16 protein-coding genes and 3 pseudogenes are annotated in these 18,951 nt (G+C 49.0%); 10 read left to right on the plus strand and 9 right to left on the minus strand.

Features of this window, described 5'->3' with window-relative positions; all coding sequences use genetic code 11:
* Positions 1-265: 265 nt before the first annotated feature.
* From JCM12296_RS17795 to JCM12296_RS17830, 7 genes and pseudogenes are all read right to left on the minus strand, one after another.
* Positions 266-1,728, minus strand: a pseudogene (locus tag JCM12296_RS17795) (catalase).
* A 50-nt stretch (positions 1,729-1,778) separates the two neighbouring features.
* Positions 1,779-2,315 carry a ferritin-like domain-containing protein gene (locus JCM12296_RS17800; RefSeq protein WP_054695997.1) on the minus strand — a complete coding sequence of 179 codons (537 nt, stop codon included), beginning with the start codon at positions 2,313-2,315 and terminating at the stop codon, positions 1,779-1,781.
* 44 nt (positions 2,316-2,359) lie between these two features.
* A complete protein-coding gene (locus tag JCM12296_RS17805) occupies positions 2,360-2,959 on the minus strand; it encodes a DUF3786 domain-containing protein (RefSeq protein WP_246804503.1) in 600 nt (199 codons plus the stop codon).
* A gap of 45 nt (positions 2,960-3,004) precedes the next feature.
* Positions 3,005-3,370: a hypothetical protein gene (locus JCM12296_RS17810; protein ID WP_054696004.1), complete on the minus strand. Its 366-nt coding sequence runs from the start codon at positions 3,368-3,370 to the stop codon at positions 3,005-3,007.
* Positions 3,367-3,699 (minus strand): carboxymuconolactone decarboxylase family protein, encoded by a 333-nt coding sequence (locus JCM12296_RS17815; protein WP_054696007.1) that lies wholly within the window; start codon positions 3,697-3,699, stop codon positions 3,367-3,369. Before JCM12296_RS17815 ends, JCM12296_RS17810 begins: the two co-directional genes overlap by 4 nt.
* Before the next feature lie 17 nt (positions 3,700-3,716).
* Positions 3,717-4,756, minus strand: a pseudogene (locus JCM12296_RS36615) (IS630 family transposase).
* Positions 4,757-4,962: 206 nt separating this feature from the next.
* Positions 4,963-5,484 carry a helix-turn-helix domain-containing protein gene (locus JCM12296_RS17830; protein WP_054696016.1) on the minus strand — a complete coding sequence of 174 codons (522 nt, stop codon included), beginning with the start codon at positions 5,482-5,484 and terminating at the stop codon, positions 4,963-4,965.
* 244 nt (positions 5,485-5,728) lie between these two features.
* Here JCM12296_RS17830 and JCM12296_RS17835 point away from each other — a divergent pair, with 244 nt between their 5' ends.
* The 8 genes and pseudogenes from JCM12296_RS17835 to JCM12296_RS17875 all read left to right on the plus strand — a co-directional run bounded on the left by JCM12296_RS17835 (position 5,729) and on the right by JCM12296_RS17875 (position 12,267).
* The gene (locus JCM12296_RS17835) at positions 5,729-6,133 is read left to right on the plus strand and encodes a YeeE/YedE thiosulfate transporter family protein (protein WP_281492052.1); all 405 of its coding nucleotides are present in this window, start codon (positions 5,729-5,731) and stop codon (positions 6,131-6,133) included.
* 126 nt (positions 6,134-6,259) lie between these two features.
* Complete coding sequence (locus JCM12296_RS17840; protein ID WP_054696019.1) at positions 6,260-6,784, plus strand: DUF6691 family protein; 525 nt, start codon at positions 6,260-6,262, stop codon at positions 6,782-6,784.
* An 83-nt stretch (positions 6,785-6,867) separates the two neighbouring features.
* Positions 6,868-7,587 (plus strand): thioredoxin-dependent peroxiredoxin, encoded by a 720-nt coding sequence (gene prxU / locus JCM12296_RS44830; protein WP_246804506.1) that lies wholly within the window; start codon positions 6,868-6,870, stop codon positions 7,585-7,587.
* Between the two features lie 119 nt (positions 7,588-7,706).
* Positions 7,707-8,539 (plus strand): annotated as a pseudogene (locus tag JCM12296_RS17855) (rhodanese-like domain-containing protein).
* A gap of 2 nt (positions 8,540-8,541) precedes the next feature.
* Positions 8,542-9,654: an NAD(P)/FAD-dependent oxidoreductase gene (locus JCM12296_RS17860; protein ID WP_054696026.1), complete on the plus strand. Its 1,113-nt coding sequence runs from the start codon at positions 8,542-8,544 to the stop codon at positions 9,652-9,654.
* A gap of 343 nt (positions 9,655-9,997) precedes the next feature.
* On the plus strand, positions 9,998-11,356 hold the full coding sequence (locus JCM12296_RS17865) for an ISNCY family transposase (RefSeq protein ID WP_054696029.1): 1,359 nt from the start codon (positions 9,998-10,000) through the stop codon (positions 11,354-11,356).
* Positions 11,357-11,623: 267 nt separating this feature from the next.
* Complete coding sequence (locus JCM12296_RS17870; protein ID WP_054696032.1) at positions 11,624-11,815, plus strand: ferredoxin; 192 nt, start codon at positions 11,624-11,626, stop codon at positions 11,813-11,815.
* Between the two features lie 77 nt (positions 11,816-11,892).
* Positions 11,893-12,267, plus strand: a complete 375-nt coding sequence (locus JCM12296_RS17875; protein ID WP_054696036.1) for a desulfoferrodoxin — start codon at positions 11,893-11,895, stop codon at positions 12,265-12,267.
* Between the two features lie 91 nt (positions 12,268-12,358).
* On the opposite strand, the gene JCM12296_RS38490 is transcribed toward JCM12296_RS17875, so the two are convergent.
* On the minus strand, positions 12,359-12,598 hold the full coding sequence (locus tag JCM12296_RS38490; protein ID WP_157067709.1) for a hypothetical protein: 240 nt from the start codon (positions 12,596-12,598) through the stop codon (positions 12,359-12,361).
* Positions 12,599-13,499: 901 nt separating this feature from the next.
* Positions 13,500-15,869: a M14 family zinc carboxypeptidase gene (locus JCM12296_RS17885; protein ID WP_054696042.1), complete on the minus strand. Its 2,370-nt coding sequence runs from the start codon at positions 15,867-15,869 to the stop codon at positions 13,500-13,502.
* A gap of 590 nt (positions 15,870-16,459) precedes the next feature.
* Between JCM12296_RS17885 and dsrP the strand changes: the two genes are divergently transcribed.
* Both dsrP and JCM12296_RS17895 read left to right on the plus strand, forming a co-directional pair.
* Positions 16,460-17,617 (plus strand): sulfate reduction electron transfer complex DsrMKJOP subunit DsrP, encoded by a 1,158-nt coding sequence (gene dsrP, locus JCM12296_RS17890; protein WP_054696045.1) that lies wholly within the window; start codon positions 16,460-16,462, stop codon positions 17,615-17,617.
* Positions 17,618-17,859: 242 nt separating this feature from the next.
* Positions 17,860-18,930 carry a substrate-binding domain-containing protein gene (locus JCM12296_RS17895; protein WP_054696048.1) on the plus strand — a complete coding sequence of 357 codons (1,071 nt, stop codon included), beginning with the start codon at positions 17,860-17,862 and terminating at the stop codon, positions 18,928-18,930.
* Positions 18,931-18,951: the final 21 nt, after the last annotated feature.

Here is an 18,951-nt window from a genome sequence, read left to right on the forward strand (position 1 = left end):
GTTGAAAGATTTGCATGCCGGAGGATTACCTTGCTGATGATTTCGATAGGCACACCGGAACGAGAGGCATAGGTCGCGGAATGCCGACGCAGATCGTGAGGGCGGAGTTTAACACCAACTATTTTGCCGGATTTTATCACCATGATCCTGGCTGCTTCATAGGATAGTCTGTTTGAAACTCAGGAATAGGATCATTATTCTGGAATGTTCCGATCCAGCGGCAGCGCTTTTCGCCGACCGCTGGAATCGGTTAGCTAAAAATTCTTTACTTTGGAACTTTGCTCAGCGGAATACTCAGTGCCTCGGCCACACCTTCGCCGTAAGCCGGGTTCGCCTTCAGGCAGTTGCTGATGTGGCGAATCTTGATCATCTCAGGCACATCGTCCATAGCCCTGGCGGTATTGCCAAACAGTGCCTCTTGTTGCTCTTTGTTCATCAGGCTAAATAGTTTGCCTGGCTGGGTATAGTAATCGCTGTCATCTTCACGGGCGTTCCAGTGGGCAGCGGCTCCGCTCAGTTCCAGAGGCGGTTCAGAAAAATCAGGCTGTTCCTGCCACTCACCATAACTGTTGGGCTCATAGCCAAGCATTGATCCGTAATTACCGTCCACCCGCATCTGGCCATCACGGTGATAACTATGGAAGGGACAACGAGCCTTATTCACCGGGATCAGGTGATGGTTGACTCCTAACCGGTAACGCTGAGTGTCGCCGTAGGAAAAAAGCCTTCCTTGGAGCATCTTGTCTGGGGAGAAGCTGATGCCCGGCACCACATTTGCCGGGTTAAACGCCGACTGCTCCACCTCGGCAAAATAGTTTTCCGGGTTCTTGTTAAGCTCCATAACCCCGACCTCGATAAGGGGATAATCCTTTTTATACCAGACCTTGGTCAGATCAAAAGGATTGTAAGGGTGGTTGTCGGCCTGTTGCTCGGTCATGATCTGGACGGACAGTGTCCAGCGCGGAAACTCGCCTTTCTCGATGGAGTAGTATAGGTCGCGCTGATTGCTCTCACGGCATTTGCCGATCACCGCCTCGGCTTCCGCATCGGTCAGACACTTGATGCCCTGCTGCGTCTTAAAGTGAAACTTGCACCAATAACGCTCGTTGTTGGCGTTGATGAAGCTGAAGGTGTGGCTTCCATATCCGTTCATGTGACGAAAGGAGAATGGAATGCCCCGCTCGCTCATCGTGATGGTCACCTGGTGCAAGGCTTCGGGCAGGGATGTCCAGAAATCCCAGTTGCTTTTTGCGCTTCGTAGGTTAGTGCGCGGATCTCGATGGACAACATGGTTGAGGTCCGGAAATTTGAGCGGGTCACGGAGGAAGAAGACCGGTGTGTTATTGCCCACCAGATCCCAGTTGCCCTCCTCGGTGTAGAATTTGAGCGCAAAGCCCCGGATGTCTCGCTCAGCATCGGCGGCACCGCGTTCTCCGGCCACGGTGGAAAAGCGCGCGAACAGCTCAGTTTTCTTGCCGATCTTGGAAAAGATCTTGGCGCGGGTGTATTGTGTGATGTCGTGGGTTACGGTGAAGGTGCCATATGCTCCGGAGCCTTTGGCGTGCATCCGCCGTTCGGGGATCACCTCCCTGTCGAAATGGGCCATTTTTCCAGATACCAGACATCCTGCAGCAGTTGCGGCCCGCGAGGGCCAGCGGTCATGACGTTCTGGTTGTCCGACACTGGAGCCCCAGCGTTGGTAGTGAGTTTTTTCTTATCATCTGTCATCAACGTTTTCCTTTTCTGTTATTTGGTTTAGTTCTGAAAACGCAAATCGCTTATTCTCCATCTGGGGTAACAACAAAACCGCTTTTCCCGAGACCGGTTGCCGATGAGGTCCCGGCGATTCTCGCAAGATAGGAATCACCCAGCTTCTCGATGTGCCCACCAATGTTGTCGAAATAGTTCATGTGGATCTGTTCTTCATCGATAACTGTCTCGAAAATCTTCATGGTCGTGCTGTCACCGTTTTCCCTGCAGGTTTGAAGGTATCCGTTATACGCATCAATCGTGTCGTCCTCCAGTTTTGTATCGAAGGGGAAGATGCAATTGACTTCCTGGCCCTTGGTCACTTTGGCCGCCAACTCCGAGGTCGGCTCTCCTCCAAGTTCCTTGATACGTTCGGCAAACATTTCCGCGTGACGCATCTCATCGATGGCGATCAGTTTGATCTTGGCTGCCAGTTCGCCGTAATCCATGTCGTCCAGGTTATAGTGCTGGTTCATGTACTGGCTGATCGCGTGCAATTCCATAGATCGAGCCTGATTCAACACGTCGATCACTACTTTTTTGCGTTCATCCTTTTTCTTTGCCATTGTGTTCTCCTTTTTGTCGTTGCGGTGTTGTGAAATAGGCAATCCTATATGTTTCCGGCGCTATAGTCCGGCCCATTCTTCAACCAAACTGCCAGCACCATGCCCAGCATGGCAAGGCATTCCATGTCCAGGTAGGAATCAGCATATTTTTCGAACAAGATCGAACAGTCTGCGGGAAATTCATCATCCTTGTCATTGAACAACATGAGAAGGTCAAGCCTCGGAAGGGCCGGGAACCGAATGGCCAGATCGCAGTTGAACGGAGCATCACTGGGGATGCCACCCAGCTTACCGCACGCATGTTTCAGATCGTCCAGCCGGTCGGAGAAGGTATTGCTGATGGGCATTTCCGCGGTATTCCGGAAACCGCCCGCAAAAGGCGCCGCATCTTTATAGCTGTGGTATTTTATCCATTCCGTACTGATTGACGGTTCCTCCTTGGGACATAGTAGAAGGTACTTGCATAGAATCACGCTGACAGCATGGATCGGCCGCTGTCCATCACTATTCATGACGCCTTTACCCGAAACACGATGCGGAATCCCGAAAAAAGGGATTACCGCCGTGTCCTCATCGACTTCGATGCCGAGTCGGCTGCTGACGAAGTTTAAATCGATGGCGGACACATCGGCGATGTAGTTCATGTAAATCTCATCAAAAACTGGTGCTTGCTTCATCATTTCTTCCCTTTACCATAATCTCCAGAAGGCCTTGCCTTCCCTTTTTTCGCCTCGGACCTTTTCCATATGTCGGAGCGTGGCGAACTCTCGCTCCAGATCTTTTAACTGAAGGTTCTGACCGACTTTCGTCAGCAATTGTTTCGGCTCCATGGAGCCGTTTTCCTCCAGAAGCTTAAGAATCTCTGACTGAAGAGGGGTCAGTGCACTATTTTTACCTGCATGCTTTTCATAGTTTTTGGCACTGTGGACCGCCCAGGGATCACACGTTTTCATAGGCGAGAGTATCTCAATGCAGCAATCCTCACAGAGGTTTTGCCCAAGGTGCTCTCTTTCTTCTCCAGGCTCGATCTCTTGATTGCAGCGATCACATTTCATGCTGACCTCCCAGTGTCTTTTTCCAGTTCGTCCATCAGATACAATGCACAATAGGCAGCTGTGGGTCCGCCACCGATGAGAATCGCTACACCGGCGGCTTCCAAGATTTCCTCGCGGCTGGCGCCCAGTTGCAGGGCTCCCTTCACCTGTTCACGCAGACAGGGCTCACAGCGCAATGCTGCTGTTACCGCCACCATCATAAGCTTCTTCGTTTTCGCGTCCAGAACACCATCACTCGTCGCGGCTGCTTGCAGGCCACGGAATGCCTTCATTACGGACGGGAGTCCTTCTTCAATGGATGCAAGGGCATCTGTCAATTCCTGTTTCATATTCAGCCTCCTATACTTTAGCTGGTTATAATATGCGATTTAGAAAATGATTGAAAATTTAACGCCAGTAAGGAATCCAACTCCTTTTTGTAATCGCCGCTCGTCTCAGCAAGGCACTGTAGAATCGACTCAGAGAATGCTTCGAAGTCGGAATAATATTTCGAGTACAGGCATTTTTTCTTTACGAATTTCCACATTCTTTCGATCAGGTTGAGATTGGGAGAGTACGGTGGCAAAAACATTAGCTCAATGTTCAGCAGTTTTGCTGTATTTTGCACGAGCTTACACTTTTGATACCGGGCATTATCAAGAACAATGGAAATCGGGAAATCGTATGTACCGCTCAGCTTAATCAATAGCTGACAAACGCTGTATGAATTGATGTAACCGGCATTGGTGATCGTAATCATCTTATGGGTGATGGCATCGAGAGCGCCAAGTACATTAAACCGCTTTCTGCCCGACGGCGCTTTGATGAATAGTCTGGCAAAACACCACAGGTAACCCAAAAACGGTGCAAACACGAAATGCGCGGCATCCATAAAGAACAGGTGGCGCTGACCGACCTTTGCCTGTTCTATTCTTGGTTCAAGGTCTTTTTTTTAAATTCTTCTTGGGCCTCGGAATCAGCACTCGCAGGGATTGATCCGACTTTGCGGTACTTCATGCCAAGCTTTTTTAGAAATACACCAACTTGGGTCTTGCTGCGTCGAATTCCGGTCAGCCTTTCGATTTCAGCAGCCGCTTGTGCAATATTGGCAACCGGATTGTTCCGAAAATGCTGTTCAATTGAATCGCTGTATGTTTCCAGATCACTTTCAGGGCGATAAAAATTTACTTTTCTGACCTCATCAAGTCCGCCTTGCCGGTAAAGTCGCAGATATTTTGTCACGGCGTTGTCACAGGCACCCGATATTTTCGAAATCTGTTTGTGTGGGAGTCCCTGGCTTTTTAGCCAGAGGACTTCCATCCTGCGCTGAACTCGGGGAATGGGATGATGAAACCGCTCATATTCAATAGTTTTAAGTTCCTGCTCAGAGAACTCGACTTTTATCATTGTTTTCTCCCTGGTCATTTAAGGTTCAATGCATCCAGGGTAGTATGAAAAATAAAATGCCACTTGTCCAGCTTTAAATTAATATCGGCAAAAATTATCGTATTTTATTGCCACTCACAGTATAAAATAAAAATGGACCACTAAAGTTCGCATTTGTGCGATGGCCTTCGTGGTCCATATTTACAAATGTGCTGATCTATCAAAAACTATTTGTGATGGATCAAAAGAAATTCAGCCGCTTCAAGAATATTGAACCGGTGCTCTTGCAATGCCTTGAATCGAATTGCCCTGTTCGGTTCTAAGTCATACACTTGTCCGGCTATCGTCACTTCTATTTTCCCGGAAAGCACCATACACACTTCAGCGGTGTTTTCATGCCGCTCTGGCTCCCAAATTTTCCGAACACCTTTCTTTGCCCTAACGTGGTAAATCTCGAAGTCTGGGAACCATGTGTGGGAAACGTTGATTCCTTCTTTTTTGAATGTGTTCAGGGTGCCTTGCTCGCACTGGGCGACCTCGGCGAGACGGATCAATTCGCTCGAAGACAGGTTGAAAACACGGCTCAAGGATTCAATCGTGTCCAATGTGGGATTTCCGTAACCGCCTTCGATCTTCATGATCGTCGCTCTTGTCAAGCCGGCCTTCTTGGCCAGCTGGTCGGCGGTTAGGCCCCGTTTCATGCGAAGGGTACGGACAACCGAAAAATCAAATCGAGATAAATTTGTCATCAATTATCCTTGCTCTGAAATGTTAATTGTAATAACCATTTTGTAAAATTAAGTCAACTCCTCGATGGCCACCCAGTATTTATGGAATCATCATAGAAAAACATAATCACTTTCGTTGGTCATATTAAAATTTCAAATTTCCGATTTGACTTTATGAGCAAATGCTATTAAATTCTTAATTCCATTTCTAAAAAACTACACTTTAACAGATATTGATTGTTCACGATTTAAGAAAGGAGAAATGATGTTAAGACAACCTTGGAACCCGTATATAGCTGGAGGCTTGACGGGTGTGCTGCTGGTATTGTCGGTGTGGATCGGCGGCAATTTTTTTGGAGCTTCAACCACATTTTCCCGTAGCGCGTCGGTAATCGAGGAAGCCGTCGGCGTCGACACCTCAACTATTGAGTATTTTACAACCAGTAAGGGCAAATACGGACCGAACTCGTTGCCGAATTGGCAATTTATGTTTCTGGTCGGCATTATTATCGGCGGATTCGTAGCATCAACATTATCCGGGGATTTTCGCATTCAAGCGGTTCCTGACATGTGGCAGGAACGCTTCGGACCCAACCCGGTGAAGCGGGCCGTGGTTGCCATTACCGGTGGGGCAATTGCGTTGTTCGGCGCCAGACTTGCCGGTGGCTGACCCAGCGGCCATGGACTGAGCGGTCTGGCTCAGCTTTCGGTCAGTGGATTTGTCGCATTGGCAGCCTTCTTTGTCGGTGGCCTGATTTCTGCCAACCTGATGTACGGTAAACAAAGGAAATAAAACATGAGTCTGATATATGGCATTGTGACAGGCATTCTCTTTGGTTTTTTACTGCAGAAAGGACATGTCCTGAGGTACGATAAGCAGGTTGGGGCTTTACGATTGATGGATATGACCATTTTTAAGTTCATGCTGAGCGCCATTATAGTGGCGGCAATCGGCATCTATCTTCTTAAAGATCTTGGTCTGATTCAACTGAGTATGAAATCAACGTCCATCGGAGCCCAAGTCATCGGTGGGATGCTTTTTGGCATCGGATGGGGCCTGTTGGGTTATTGCCCGGGCACAGCTGTTGGAGCTCTCGGCGAAGGCCGCATCGATGGCTTATGGGGCATACTAGGTATGTTGTTGGGAGGGGCGATATATGCATCGGCTTTTCCGTTTATGAAAGCATACATTATTCCCATGGGAAATTTTGGGAAAATCAGCCTTCCACAAATCATCGGTATCAATCATTGGATCGTGATTCTTATTTTCGCTGCATTTCTGGTCTTATTGTTCCGTTTTTTCGAAAAGAAAAACCTATAAGCGGTCTATAGTAACAATCCTGTAAATTGATTTTCAACGAGAACTTGTGGATCAGTTGCGGGAACAACAGAAAGGAGGCATTGATGCCTGAAGAGATGGAGGTCGGCTGCGCAAGACCGACCGGAGGGCCTGTTGGAGAACCGGCCGAAGAGACTGTGGTTGAAGAAAGCAAACCCATTCAAAAGGAGATATCAATGATTCACGTGGGAGAAAAAGTGCCCGATTTTGTCGCTCCTGGATATCAGAAGGGCAAATTCATCAATGTCAAATTGTCCGACTATCTTGGCAAGTGGACCCTGCTCTGTTTTTATCCGGGCGATTTCACCTTCGTCTGAGCTACTGAAATTTCGGCGGTCGCCGAAAAATATCAGGATTTCCAGAAACTGGGCGTCGAAGTGCTTTCCATGAGCATTGACAGCATGTTTGTCCACAAGATGTGGGATGACCACGAATTATCCAAAATGGTAGATGGAGGTGTGCCTTTCCCCATGCTTTCCGATGCCGGCGGGAAAATCGGCCGTTTGTATGGGATTTACAATGAAGCTGCCGGTGTGGAAAACCGTGGCCGTTTCATCATCGATCCGGATGGCGTGTGCCAGGGATTTGAAGTCCTAACGCCACCAGTTGGTCGCAATGTTCAAGAGACCTTCCGGCAGGTGCAGGCCTTCCAGCTGATTCGTGAAACCAAGGGCGCAGAGGCCACGCCTTCTGGATGGCGTCCGGGTAAGAAGACACTTAAACCTGGACCGGAGCTGGTAGGCAACGTCTGGAAGGAATGGAAAACCAGTATGGCATTTGACTAGTCAGAAATCCACTTTCTTGATCAAGAAAAATGTTGAGCCCAGGCTGGAATATCAAACCGTAAAGCATTTCATGATTAGGATATTCCAGCCTTTATCAAAAATAGACGAAAGAGGGGGCGATGCGCTGGAAACAATTTTTTACACCGGCAAAATCGATTGATGCGGCAGAAGCTAAGGCTTTTATGGCCGAAAGATCTCAGGATGATTTTAATTTGATTGATGTCCGCCAGCTTAAAGAATATGAAGCCAGCCATATTCCAGGCTCTAAATTAATCCCTATTGCAGACTTGGATAAGCGGCTTGATGAGATCGATCCGTCAAAGCGACCCTAGTATACTGAGCTGTCGGCGGGAGGAGCCGTGTAGCTGCTCAAATGCTTTCAGGCAAGGGGTTTGATAATGTCATCAATGTTAAAGGCGGCATCAAAGCATGGGACGGTCATGTCGCCGTAGGGACTGAAGAACTTGGCCTTGAACTGCTCACCGGTAAGGAATCCTTAGAAGAGACGCTTGTCGTGGCATATTCACTTGAGGCGGGACTGCGTGATTTCTATCTATCGATGATCGAAAAAGTGCAACAGCCAGATATTCAAAATCTGTTTCAGAAACTTGCCGAAATCGAAACCCTGCATCAGAATCGAATTTTCGATGAATATCTTCAAGCTTCAGGGAAAAAAGTCAGCAGGGAAGATTTTGAAAATGACTTGGTGGTCAACGCCGTAGAAGGCGGATTGACCACAGACGAATATGTTCAGATGTTTCAACCGGATTGGGAATCCTCCGTTGATATCATATCCCTTGCCATGTCGATTGAAGCTCAAGCCCTGGATATGTATACCCGGGCATCGGAAAGAAGTGCCGATCCTCGCAGCAAAGACGCGTTGAATAAAATTGCGGAAGAAGAACGGGGGCATCTGGAACAACTCGGAAAGCTCATGAATGACAGGATGTAACAATGGGAAAACATTTAGTTCTTGTAGGCGGCGGTCACGCCCACATGGTTACCCTGGCCAAGTTGCGTACCTTCATTGAGATGGGCCACCGTGTCACTGTTATCGGCCCCTCCGATCATCATTACTATTCCGGTATGGGGCCGGGCATGCTCGGGAAAACCTATACCCCAGCCGAAATTCGATTTGCAACTCGTCATGTAGTTGAGAAACAGGGCGGGGCCTTTATCCGGGACAAAGCGGTCCAGATTTTGGCCAGTGAAAAAAAAGTGCAATTGGCTTCCGGAGAAACGGTTGGTTATGATGTCATTTCCTTTAATGCTGGGAGTTATGTGCCCCGCCTTGATTTGCCCGAAGATGCGGAGGATATTTATGCGGTCAAGCCCATTGAAAGACTGATGGAAGCTCAGGCACGTATCCTTGAATTAACGGCGCAAAATAAAATCAACATCGGGATTCTGGGGGGCGGCCCTTCTTCAGCTGAAGTTTCCGGAAACATCTGGCAGCTTGTACGGGATGCCGGCGGTACGATGCCGCACATCACGATCTTCGCTGGCAAGCGATTCATGTCCCGTTTCCCGGATAATGTGCGCTCCAAAGTGGAGAACTCTTTATTGCGGCGGAGCATAGAAATCAACACCGATGGATACGTGCAATCTGTTCAATCCGGGATGGTAACGCTCTCGTCCGGTGAACCGCGGCCTATGAATTTGATTTTTCTGGCCGTCGGTGTCAAGCCGAATCCTATATTCAACAATTCGGGCCTTCCCACGGGGCCGGATGGTGGACTGCTTGTCAATGAATTCCTTCAGAGCGTTGATTATCCTGAGATGTTCGGCGGCGGAGATTGCATCTATTTAGAAAAACAACCATTGGACAAGGTTGGCGTCTATGCCGTACGGCAGAATCCTGTGCTTTATACGAATCTAATGGCCGCACTCGAAGATACACCTTTGCAACCTTTTGATCCAGGAGAGGACTACCTGCTCATCTTCAACATGGGAGGAGGGATTGGTGTTTTGCGCAAACGCTGGTTGCTGTTAGATGGAAAGCTGGCATTCTTTATCAAGGATTATATCGACAGAAAGTTCATGAAAAAATTTCAGGCTATCGAATAAATGAACCACCCCGCCGCAAGCGGACGGGGTATCAATACAGGTTTTAACTTCTCACTCGCCGCAAGCGGCGGGGAATTGAACCCGCGGAGATTAACGTTAAATGCGGCACCCAGGGCAAGCTTATGATATCCATTTGCTAATTGAATTCGCCGTGATCCTTGATGCGTAAATTACCTCAGAGAATCATAAAGAGAACGTAATTAGTGTCTATCCGGTATTACAACCGGCTGATATAAATAAAAAAAGCGCATTTTGCGATGGATTTTTCTCACTGTATGTAGTATAAGGTATTTCCCCAAACACCTAAAATAGCTACATAAACAAGGAAAAAGACACACACAAAATGCGCAAGAAACAGCAAAAACAAATGCCCCTGATTGAACCCGCTTCCAGTCACCCTCAGGATCGAGAGTTGGAAATCATCAGCTTGCTGATTGATAATACTCCTACCATTTGTGACTATGTTCTTCAAGATCTCAACAAAGGAAAGGCTAAAAAGCGCAATACAGGCGCCCAGGGTATGAGCGCAGACCAAGTGCTCCGAGCGGCGGTGGTGATGCACCTTTATTCCTTCACTTATGAACAGCTGGCATTTCATATTTACGATTCTCGGGCACTGCGGCGTTTTTGTCGAATCGGTTTTGCTGACAAAGGATTTAAAAAATCCGCTATCAACGCAAACATCAAAAGGATTACCCCGCACACATGGGAACGCATTTCCCGAGACCTGCTGGTCCACGCTAAAGACGAGTGCATCGAGAAAGGACGGAAGGCCCGCATCGATTGTACCGTGGTCGAAAGCAATATTCATAAACCGTATGACTCAATCCAACTGTTCGACTGTGTACGGGTATTGACCCGTCTGCTTTACAAAGCCCGTGATGATTTCGACATCAAAATTATCTTTAGCGACCATCTGTGTCGTGCCAAGCGAAGAATGGTCGGCATCCAGTATGCCAAAACAATGAAGCAGCGTTTCCCTTTGTATAAGGACTTGCTCAAAGTCACCCAAAAGACCATCGGTTACGCTATCAAGGCCGAGAGACGGTTGGCAGCGCTATACACGACAGATATCCGAATGTTTGCATTGCTAAACGACATCAAACATTATGGTGATTTGGCCAGGCAGGTATACGATCAGACCTACCGGCGTGTCGTCCAAGGGGAAAGCGTGCCCGCCGACCAAAAGGTGCTCTCCATTTTCGAAGACCACACCGACGTTATCATCAAGGACAACCGGGATACCCATTATGGTCATAAAATCTGTCTGACCGGTGGTGCTTCCAACCTGATCCTGGATTGTGTGATCCTTGAAGGTAATCCTGCCGACACGGATTTGGTCGAACAAATGTTGGATCGCCAAAAACAGATCTATGGCCGGTATCCATTGAAAGTTGCCCTCGATGGCGGGTTCGCCTCCAAGGACAATTTGTCCAAAGCCAAAGAGCGAAAGATCAAGGACATCTGTTTTGCCAAAAAGCGCGGACTGAAAGAGACGGATATGTGCCGAAGCGAATATGTTTACAAACAGCTTCGGCGGTTTAGAGCCGGCATTGAGTCAGGGATATCCTGGCTCAAACGCAGCTTCGGGTTGACACGCTGTACATGGAAAGGGTTCCGGTCTTTCAAATGCTACGTTCTGTCATCGGTGGTGGCCGCCAATTTACTAACGATGGCCAGAAAGAAACTGGCGACCGTATAGAAGGCAGCTTCTTGCCGACCGCTGATCAACCAACGGACAGGTGCGTCTTAACAATGGGCCTTATGGGTATATAACCAATAATAATTCGTTCTGGCCCTAAATTTACTTCTCACCCAGGCCTTGGATTTTTTCGTCTTCGCTGAGAAGAAAAAAATCATCCATTTCTGGATGGGCACTAATTAACACTTGAATATAGCAGAAACTTAGATAAAGTTGTCTAAACTGTTTTTTCAGCACATGTTCATTAATTGGAAAAAGGAGAAAAATATGAAAGCACGTGTGACCAGTCAATGTATGGGAGATCGCAATTGCAACAAGTTGTGCCCTGAGGTGTTTCAGTATGATGAAGATCAACTTCTCTCTGTGGTCCAGTTTGAAGTGATTCCCGAAAAATATGAAGATGTTGTGCGTCAGGCCGCCGATGAATGCGGTGCCGATGCCATCGAAATCGAAGAATAAACGCCAAACCACTCCGTTGGGTGAGAATTGGTAATCCAACCAACAACAGATGGAAACCAACTATAAAGGAATAAAAAATGGCGGAAAGGTATGAGGTCTACAAATGTGAAGTTTGCGGTAACATCGTAGAGGTTCTTTTTGGTGGTGCCGGGGAATTGGTCTGCTGTGGGCAACCCATGAACAAGCTGACCGAAAACACTGTCGATGCAGCCAAGGAGAAACACGTACCAGTGATCGAAAAGATTGACGGCGGGTACAAGGTCAAGGTCGGCAGCGTTCCCCATCCCATGGAAGAAAAACATTACATCCAGTGGATCGAACTGATTGCCGACGGGAAATCGTACTTTCAGTTCCTCGAACCGGGTCAGACGCCCGAAGCGGTATTCCTGATTGATGCGGCATCGGTCTCCGCCAGGGAATACTGTAATCTGCATGGGTTGTGGAAAGCCTAAGCACCTGTTTGAAACGAAAAGCATATTCCTCCGCGAACGGGTCCTGGAAAATCCTCAAAATGCTTTCATCTTCACATATGTAAACAATTCTTTAAAAAAGGAGGTTGCTATGTCCACACCCCAACATTGCCCCGGCTATGAGAACTTCAAAAACCTTAAATCCTTTATTTGCAAATGCCCCGAATGCGGCGAAAGCAAGGAAATTTTTTCCGACGAATTCAACAAGGCCCACACCTGCGCAAAATGTGGCAAACCAATTGATTTCGATCAATGCACCTATGAAGGCGGAGCCTGACCCATTAGCTGATACCGTCTGTCTGTAATTGTTCATCTTTTTCCAACGTGCCGTCCCGTCGTAAACGCAACGAGCGACGGGGCAGGCACAATAATCGGACACCTGTGATCCGAGTCAGCAAATTTTTTTCTGATAATTCATTTTTCGGCAGACCACTTTGTCTTATAGTGGCTGCTAGTAGCTGTTAAAGGCTGGACGTTGTCATTTTATCCAGGCTCCAGTTTGCCGCCGTGACCATGTTTCATTTCCTGTTCATCCCCCCTTGAGAGGGGCTCGATAAGTAATGGAAATTTGGCCATGTATCCCCTGTGGTTCGATATTTGATTTGCCTTTAAGAAACGGGAGCATGCCTATCCGTTGTTAGAGCGACAGGGAACTCGACAAGCTTTAACAAAATTACGTCCGCTATCTGCAAAACTGAAGATATTATGAAGCCCTCTCGAAAAAGGCGATTACTCATGGATTTTACCATTGGGGTCAGTTGATAGACAGATCATAACGCAAAAAAGTGAAAACCTGCGATAGCTGCTATTTATCTGGAATCGATAAAGCCACCAGAAAAAGGCGGCCACATACAACATGTTGTACCAGCCCATTTTTGCTGAATATTCCAGGATAGCTGATTCTATCTCAAGCGCCATCAGTTCCCAAGCCGGTGAAGATATCAATACCATATTTCAACATTGACTCAGATGCAGATACATTGGAGTTATCCCCAACAAAAAGAACGAAAATAGATCGACAAATCATGCAGATGATATCGTCTATTGTTAGATAGTGAAATATTGAAATAATGTGCAATTTTAATCGACTTGATTTTTTCCAGATTGATCGACTGTATCACATGTAAGCTTGATCGACAAATATGTTGGAGGTATCATAAAAAAGGCAAGGCCATTTTTGACCCTGCCTTATAAATTAGTTCAGAACAATATTTTTAATCCAAGCCGTTAAAAATGGCATTACCTACCAATCTAAACGTATCTTTTGGGTGTCCGCGGAAGGTTGCATCGATAACAATCAAGGCCGTATCCTGGGGACCGCTGTCTTTATTTAGAATCACGGACTTGCTATTTGCACCGCTTGTTGGCCATTGAGGCCAATAACCAGCGACAAGAAAATCATCATCGGCAACAGATGCGGATACCGTTGCATCGCTGGGTACGGTTGTGAACCACATCGCCCCCAGCACATAGGCAAACCCATTTTCCAGGAAGCCAGCGGCGACGCCGTCGGTCGGATCATAATCTATTTTCAGAATGGCGTCGGCATCCCCCTGATATTCATAATCAAAGTTGATTAATCCTGCGTCCCTGCCGAATACCGCTCCACGATTTAACAGGCCGACATAATCACCACCGGCCGCAAACCATTCCGTCAATGATGCCTGGCCGTCAGCATTGATTTGAGACCATCTTAAACTCTGGTTCAAAAAGACGTCATATCCAGAAATGATGCCTGCATTCAAATCACTCCTGGAAACCTCATCATATTTGAATCCAAGCTCATCCAGAGCAATAGCAACCCCCTCATCGCCATAGACGGCGATGCGCTGTTCTTTCATCTTCACAGCGTCTTCGGGCAGCTCGCCCATAAGAGAAACATTGAGTGCCCAGGTGTTGGCCAGTTCATTGGCAATACTTGAATTGGCCGGCAGGATAAACGCTCCGCTACTTTTTGACCGGTACAGGGTCATTCCTCGATTGAGCATATCATTGGTGGCCTTAAATGCTGATAGGCTGGTGGGCATGTAGGCGTAATAATTTGTTTTGCCACTTTCGACGAATCCTGACGGAGCATCTGCCTTGTTCACAACACTGGTTTTGATGCTCTGTACATCCTCCATTCTTGCTCGCGTAACACCCCACAGCAACGGGTGACTCCAAGCGGTCGGGGGTGAGTAAAATTCAATACCCTCTATGTCAGAAACGTCCAGGCCATCCTCTAATATCATGTTGGCCAACCCTCGTTTAGGCTGATCCATCCACACGACGTAGGTGCCTTTGGGGTAGTCTACACCATTTAATGTGAATGATTCACTCGCTTTTTCGACCTGAACATCGTTAAACAAGAGAAAGTCCACCAGCCTGGCCGGTTGATGAGAACTCAACTGCATGGGCACATCGACTGGTATAACATATGCTGCCGGAAAGTCCTTGATGGTCAACTCGTTGAATTGATCGTAAGGTGTTTCAGCCAGAATACTGGCAGGGATCTGCGCCTGGGGAAGATCAAGGAAACCACGCCTGAATATCTCTACTTGGTCTTTGACCATCGCCTGACGGTTCTCAGCCACAAATTTTAGCGCACCCCATACCGCCCAGTAATGAGCATCGACACCACGTTCATCTTCGTATGGAGTCTCCAACGTGTGGCCGTAAGCACCATGGTACATGGCGTACATGGGTGTATAAATAGGCGGCCAGTCATCCCAAGAGTAGCTGATAGCCGAAAAATCCCAATCCCGGAACGGGATAAGTGCTTCGGTCTCATCAGTGTTGGCGATCAGTTCGGCTTCCATGGCATAGGCCTGATAAAGCGCCCATTTAATGTATAGGTCGTATTCGTAGTTCGGATTGTGCGGAGGGCTGCACGGCTCGATCAGCATCGGCTGAACGTCATCGTGAAGATCAAGAAAGACCATCGGGTTCCATTCGGTGATCAGCTTGACCGTGGCCCGGGTCTCGGGTTGGGTCTGTGTGATGAAATCCCTGTTAATGTCTACTCCTTTGGCGTTGTATCGCGTACCCAGCACGCGTCCATCCGGGTTCTGAACGACATTTACCAGTAGAATAACATTTTCAAGGATGGTTTGAACCTCATCAGAATTCCCGTAAGCCAGGGTTTCGATCAGCCGTATGGCAGCATCTACACCCGGGTATTCGTTGCCGTGAATACTGCCGTTGATGAACACGGGCACCTTGAAATCACCAAACTTATCGATCATCGCTTGGGCTTTTTCAGGGTCCTTGAGCATGGTTTTTCTTATAGCCTGATACTTTCCCAAACGTCCCATAGCTTTTGGGTCGGAAAGTGTCACCAAAAATAGATTGCGACCGCCTGCCGACTGCCCAATCACATCAACCTTCACCCGATTGCTGTTCTTTTCGATCTCACGCAATTTAGGGCCAACTTCACAATAAAGGATGGAGTCATAACCCCAAGAGGGATTTTCGTTTTCGCAGTCGGTATCCCACCACTTCCCTTGAGACATATCAGCAGATTTTTTCTCTGCGAAAGAATTTGATACCCCCAAAAAAACAATGGTTACTATTAGAACCAAAACTATGACCAATCGATTGTTCATGGCGCTCTTCCTCCTGCTTGTCTTAAAAAACTAAGCAAATTATATAAATGGATACCACTAAATTTATCACCCTCTGAAAAAGAATAGCGGTTAATGGTAATAAAGAAGATCAAACGCTGTGACGATTGCAGCCAAGATTAAAGATATAGTAACGATATGCGGTGGGGGTGGATATAAGCATTTTGGCTTTTGACCACAAGAATAAACATAGTTGTGATAGTTAGAGGATGTCAATCTAATTCTTCAAGGGTACTACTGTGTGGCAGCAGCGTTGCAGTTTATACAATTAATCGTAGGAAGTTTGACTGAGTAAAGTAAAGATACATTATAAAAGCACAAGCGAGCATGTCCGGTAATCCCCAGGGCTACCGATGAGAAGAGCTTTTGAAGGCAAGACGCACCGCATTATAGAGGACAATTAAAAAAGGGCAGGTTGGAAAACCTACCCCTTTATGTTTATCAGGCATAAAATCAAAAGGTGCCAACGCATAAAACCTCGCCATTAATTCACGATTAATTCACCTGTGCCAATACAAGGCCGTTCAAGGGCGATCGCCCTAATTTTCCCAAACCCTTCCAAGGAGGCAAACATGCTTGAACTGGCAGTTAACGGCGGCCGGCGTTATTGGGCCTGGCTCGGTTTTTTAGGTGTGGTCATCCTGTCGGGAGCCGGGTTCTATTCCCGCCAGCTCGACGTCGGCCTGGCCATCACCGGCCTGTCGCGGGATGTCACCTGGGGATTCTACGTGGCCCAACTCACCTTCCTGGTGGGTGTCGCCGCCTCGGCGGTGATGCTCGTGCTGCCCTATTACGTCCACAATTTCAAGGTATTCGGCCGGATCACGATCATCGGCGAATTTCTGGCCGCCGCCACCATTAGCATCTGCCTGCTGTTCCTCTTCGTCGACCTCGGGCAACCCATGCGCGCCTTGAATGTCTTCCTCTACCCCACCCCGCACTCGATCATCTTCTGGGATGCCACCGTGCTGGTCGGCTATCTGCTGCTGAACATCGTCATCGGCTGGAACGTCCTGGAGGCCGAACGCAACGGCGTGGCGGCGCAGGCCTGGCTCAGGCCGCTGATCTTCCTCTCCATTCCCTGGGCCTTCGCCATTCATACGGTCACGGCGTTTTTATACTGCGGCCTGCCGGGCAGGGGGTTGTGGCTGACCGCCATCCTGGCCCCTCGCTTTCTGGCCTCGGCCTTTGCCTCGGGTCCCGCGCTGTTGATCCTTTTGTGCCTCTTTCTGCGAAAGGCGGCGGATTTCGATGCCGGCCGCCCGGCCATCACGGCGTTGTCCAAAATCGTGGCCTATGGCCTTTTGGCCAATCTTTTCTTTCTCTTGTGCGAAATCTTCGTGGTGTTCTATTCCCGCATTCCGGCCCACATGGACCATTTCATCTACCTGTATGCCGGCATGGACGGTCACGGTGGCCTGGTTGCCTGGATGCAAGCCAGCCTCGGGCTGATGGTCGTGGCGGCCGTCTTGCTGCTGATTCCGGCCACCCGCAACCGCTATTCCACCTTGAGCGCCGCCTGCGTCATGGTCTTCGTCGGCACCTGGATCGACAAGGGCATGGGGCTGATTGCAGGGGGATTCATTCCATCGCCGCTTCATGAGATCACCGAATACGCCCCCACGGCGCCGGAAATAGCGATTTCCATCGGCGTCTACGGAATCGGCGGTTTTCTGTTGACCGTTTTGCTCAAGATCGCCATTGGCGTTAAACGGGAAACGGCGGCTTGACGGATTCGTAAAAAGCCAATATCGGCGTTACGCTTCATCCTTCGTCATTGCGGAGTACGCTAAGTACACCTCACTCCTCAGGATTCGCAAGCCTTGATCTTGGGCTTTTTACGAATCCGTCGGAAATACGACTTTTTACGAGTTCATCAATCAAAGGGACATCCCCTGAAGGGGTCCGGTTCATCCGGAATCTTTTTACCGTCCTAACGGTATCGTAACATGGGCCGCATAGAACCTTCGCCATGGTCAAGGCCCACTCCTTCATTCGAACGGCGATCATTATTTTCACTGTCTGGTCGATGCTCGGCTGGACGACGATGGCGAGCGCGCAATATGGGCGCGAGACGATCAGCATCATCGGATCGTCAACCGTATACCCCTTTGCCCGCATCGTGGCCGAAACCTTTGCCAGGGAAACGGCATATCCGACACCGACCATCGAGCCCACTGGATCCGGAGGCGGATTTCGCCTTTTTTGCGCCGGTATCGGGGTCGAGCATCCGGACCTGTGCAATGCGTCACGACGCATCCGGGCCGATGAATTCGCCATCTGTGAACAAAATGGGGTTGGCCCGATCGTCGAAATCAAGATCGGCTATGATGGGGTCGTGATGGCCAACAACCGTCAGGCACCCGCTTTCCACTTGACCCGCGGGGAAATTTTTCTCGCCTTGGCCAAAGCGGTTCCCGATCCGGCAGGCACACGAAGCATCGTTGCCAATCCCTACCCCACCTGGCGTGCGATCGACCCACGGCTTCCCGATCTTCCCATCCGGGTGCTGGGGCCATCGACCACCTCGGGCACCCGCGACGCGTTCATGCAATTGGCCATGGAAGCCGGCGCCGACCAGATCGGCGGGCACGCGGCGTCACGCCCATCCGCCGGCCGGTTGGATGCGGCAAGGGGCCGATCGCTCAGAACGGACGGGGCCTATGTCGAAGAAGGTGAAGACGATCCCCTGATCGTTCACAAGCTCATCAACCATCCGGATGCATTGGGGATTTTCGGATTCGGCATGCTGGTCCAAAACGCCGACCACATCAAGGGGGCGTCCATCGACGGGGTGATGCCCACCGCCGCCGGCATTGCCGCCGGCCGCTACCCCTTGTCGCGCCCGCTGTACATCTATGTCAAAAGCGCCCACGTGGACCGCATTCCCGGCATCCGGGAGTTTCTTACGCTCTTTACATCCGAGGCCATGTGGGGTCCGAACGGGGCGCTGCCAGCCCAGGGGCTGGTCCCCATGGCCGCTACGGAGCGCGAGCGCCAACGGGAAATCGCCCGCCGGTTGACGCCATTGGACCTGCACTAGCATCGATACGCGACAGCACGG

The sequence above is a fragment of the Desulfosarcina cetonica JCM 12296 genome (assembly GCF_001311845.1).
In the GTDB taxonomy this organism is placed as follows: domain Bacteria; phylum Desulfobacterota; class Desulfobacteria; order Desulfobacterales; family Desulfosarcinaceae; genus Desulfosarcina; species Desulfosarcina cetonica.

Coding starts and splice junctions, on each gene's coding strand:
- dsrP (WP_054696045.1), top strand. CDS start 16,460: ATGCTTGAACTGGCAGTTAACGGCGGCCGGCGTTATTGGGCCTGGCTC.
- JCM12296_RS17835 (WP_281492052.1), top strand. CDS start 5,729: ATGTTAAGACAACCTTGGAACCCGTATATAGCTGGAGGCTTGACGGGT.
- JCM12296_RS17865 (WP_054696029.1), top strand. CDS start 9,998: ATGCGCAAGAAACAGCAAAAACAAATGCCCCTGATTGAACCCGCTTCC.
- JCM12296_RS17800 (WP_054695997.1), bottom strand. CDS start 2,315: ATGGCAAAGAAAAAGGATGAACGCAAAAAAGTAGTGATCGACGTGTTG.
- JCM12296_RS17875 (WP_054696036.1), top strand. CDS start 11,893: ATGGCGGAAAGGTATGAGGTCTACAAATGTGAAGTTTGCGGTAACATC.
- JCM12296_RS17810 (WP_054696004.1), bottom strand. CDS start 3,370: ATGAAATGTGATCGCTGCAATCAAGAGATCGAGCCTGGAGAAGAAAGA.
- JCM12296_RS17840 (WP_054696019.1), top strand. CDS start 6,260: ATGAGTCTGATATATGGCATTGTGACAGGCATTCTCTTTGGTTTTTTA.
- JCM12296_RS17895 (WP_054696048.1), top strand. CDS start 17,860: ATGGTCAAGGCCCACTCCTTCATTCGAACGGCGATCATTATTTTCACT.
- JCM12296_RS17885 (WP_054696042.1), bottom strand. CDS start 15,869: ATGAACAATCGATTGGTCATAGTTTTGGTTCTAATAGTAACCATTGTT.
- JCM12296_RS38490 (WP_157067709.1), bottom strand. CDS start 12,598: ATGAACAATTACAGACAGACGGTATCAGCTAATGGGTCAGGCTCCGCC.
- JCM12296_RS17870 (WP_054696032.1), top strand. CDS start 11,624: ATGAAAGCACGTGTGACCAGTCAATGTATGGGAGATCGCAATTGCAAC.
- JCM12296_RS17815 (WP_054696007.1), bottom strand. CDS start 3,699: ATGAAACAGGAATTGACAGATGCCCTTGCATCCATTGAAGAAGGACTC.
- JCM12296_RS17860 (WP_054696026.1), top strand. CDS start 8,542: ATGGGAAAACATTTAGTTCTTGTAGGCGGCGGTCACGCCCACATGGTT.
- JCM12296_RS17830 (WP_054696016.1), bottom strand. CDS start 5,484: ATGACAAATTTATCTCGATTTGATTTTTCGGTTGTCCGTACCCTTCGC.
- JCM12296_RS17805 (WP_246804503.1), bottom strand. CDS start 2,959: ATGAACTACATCGCCGATGTGTCCGCCATCGATTTAAACTTCGTCAGC.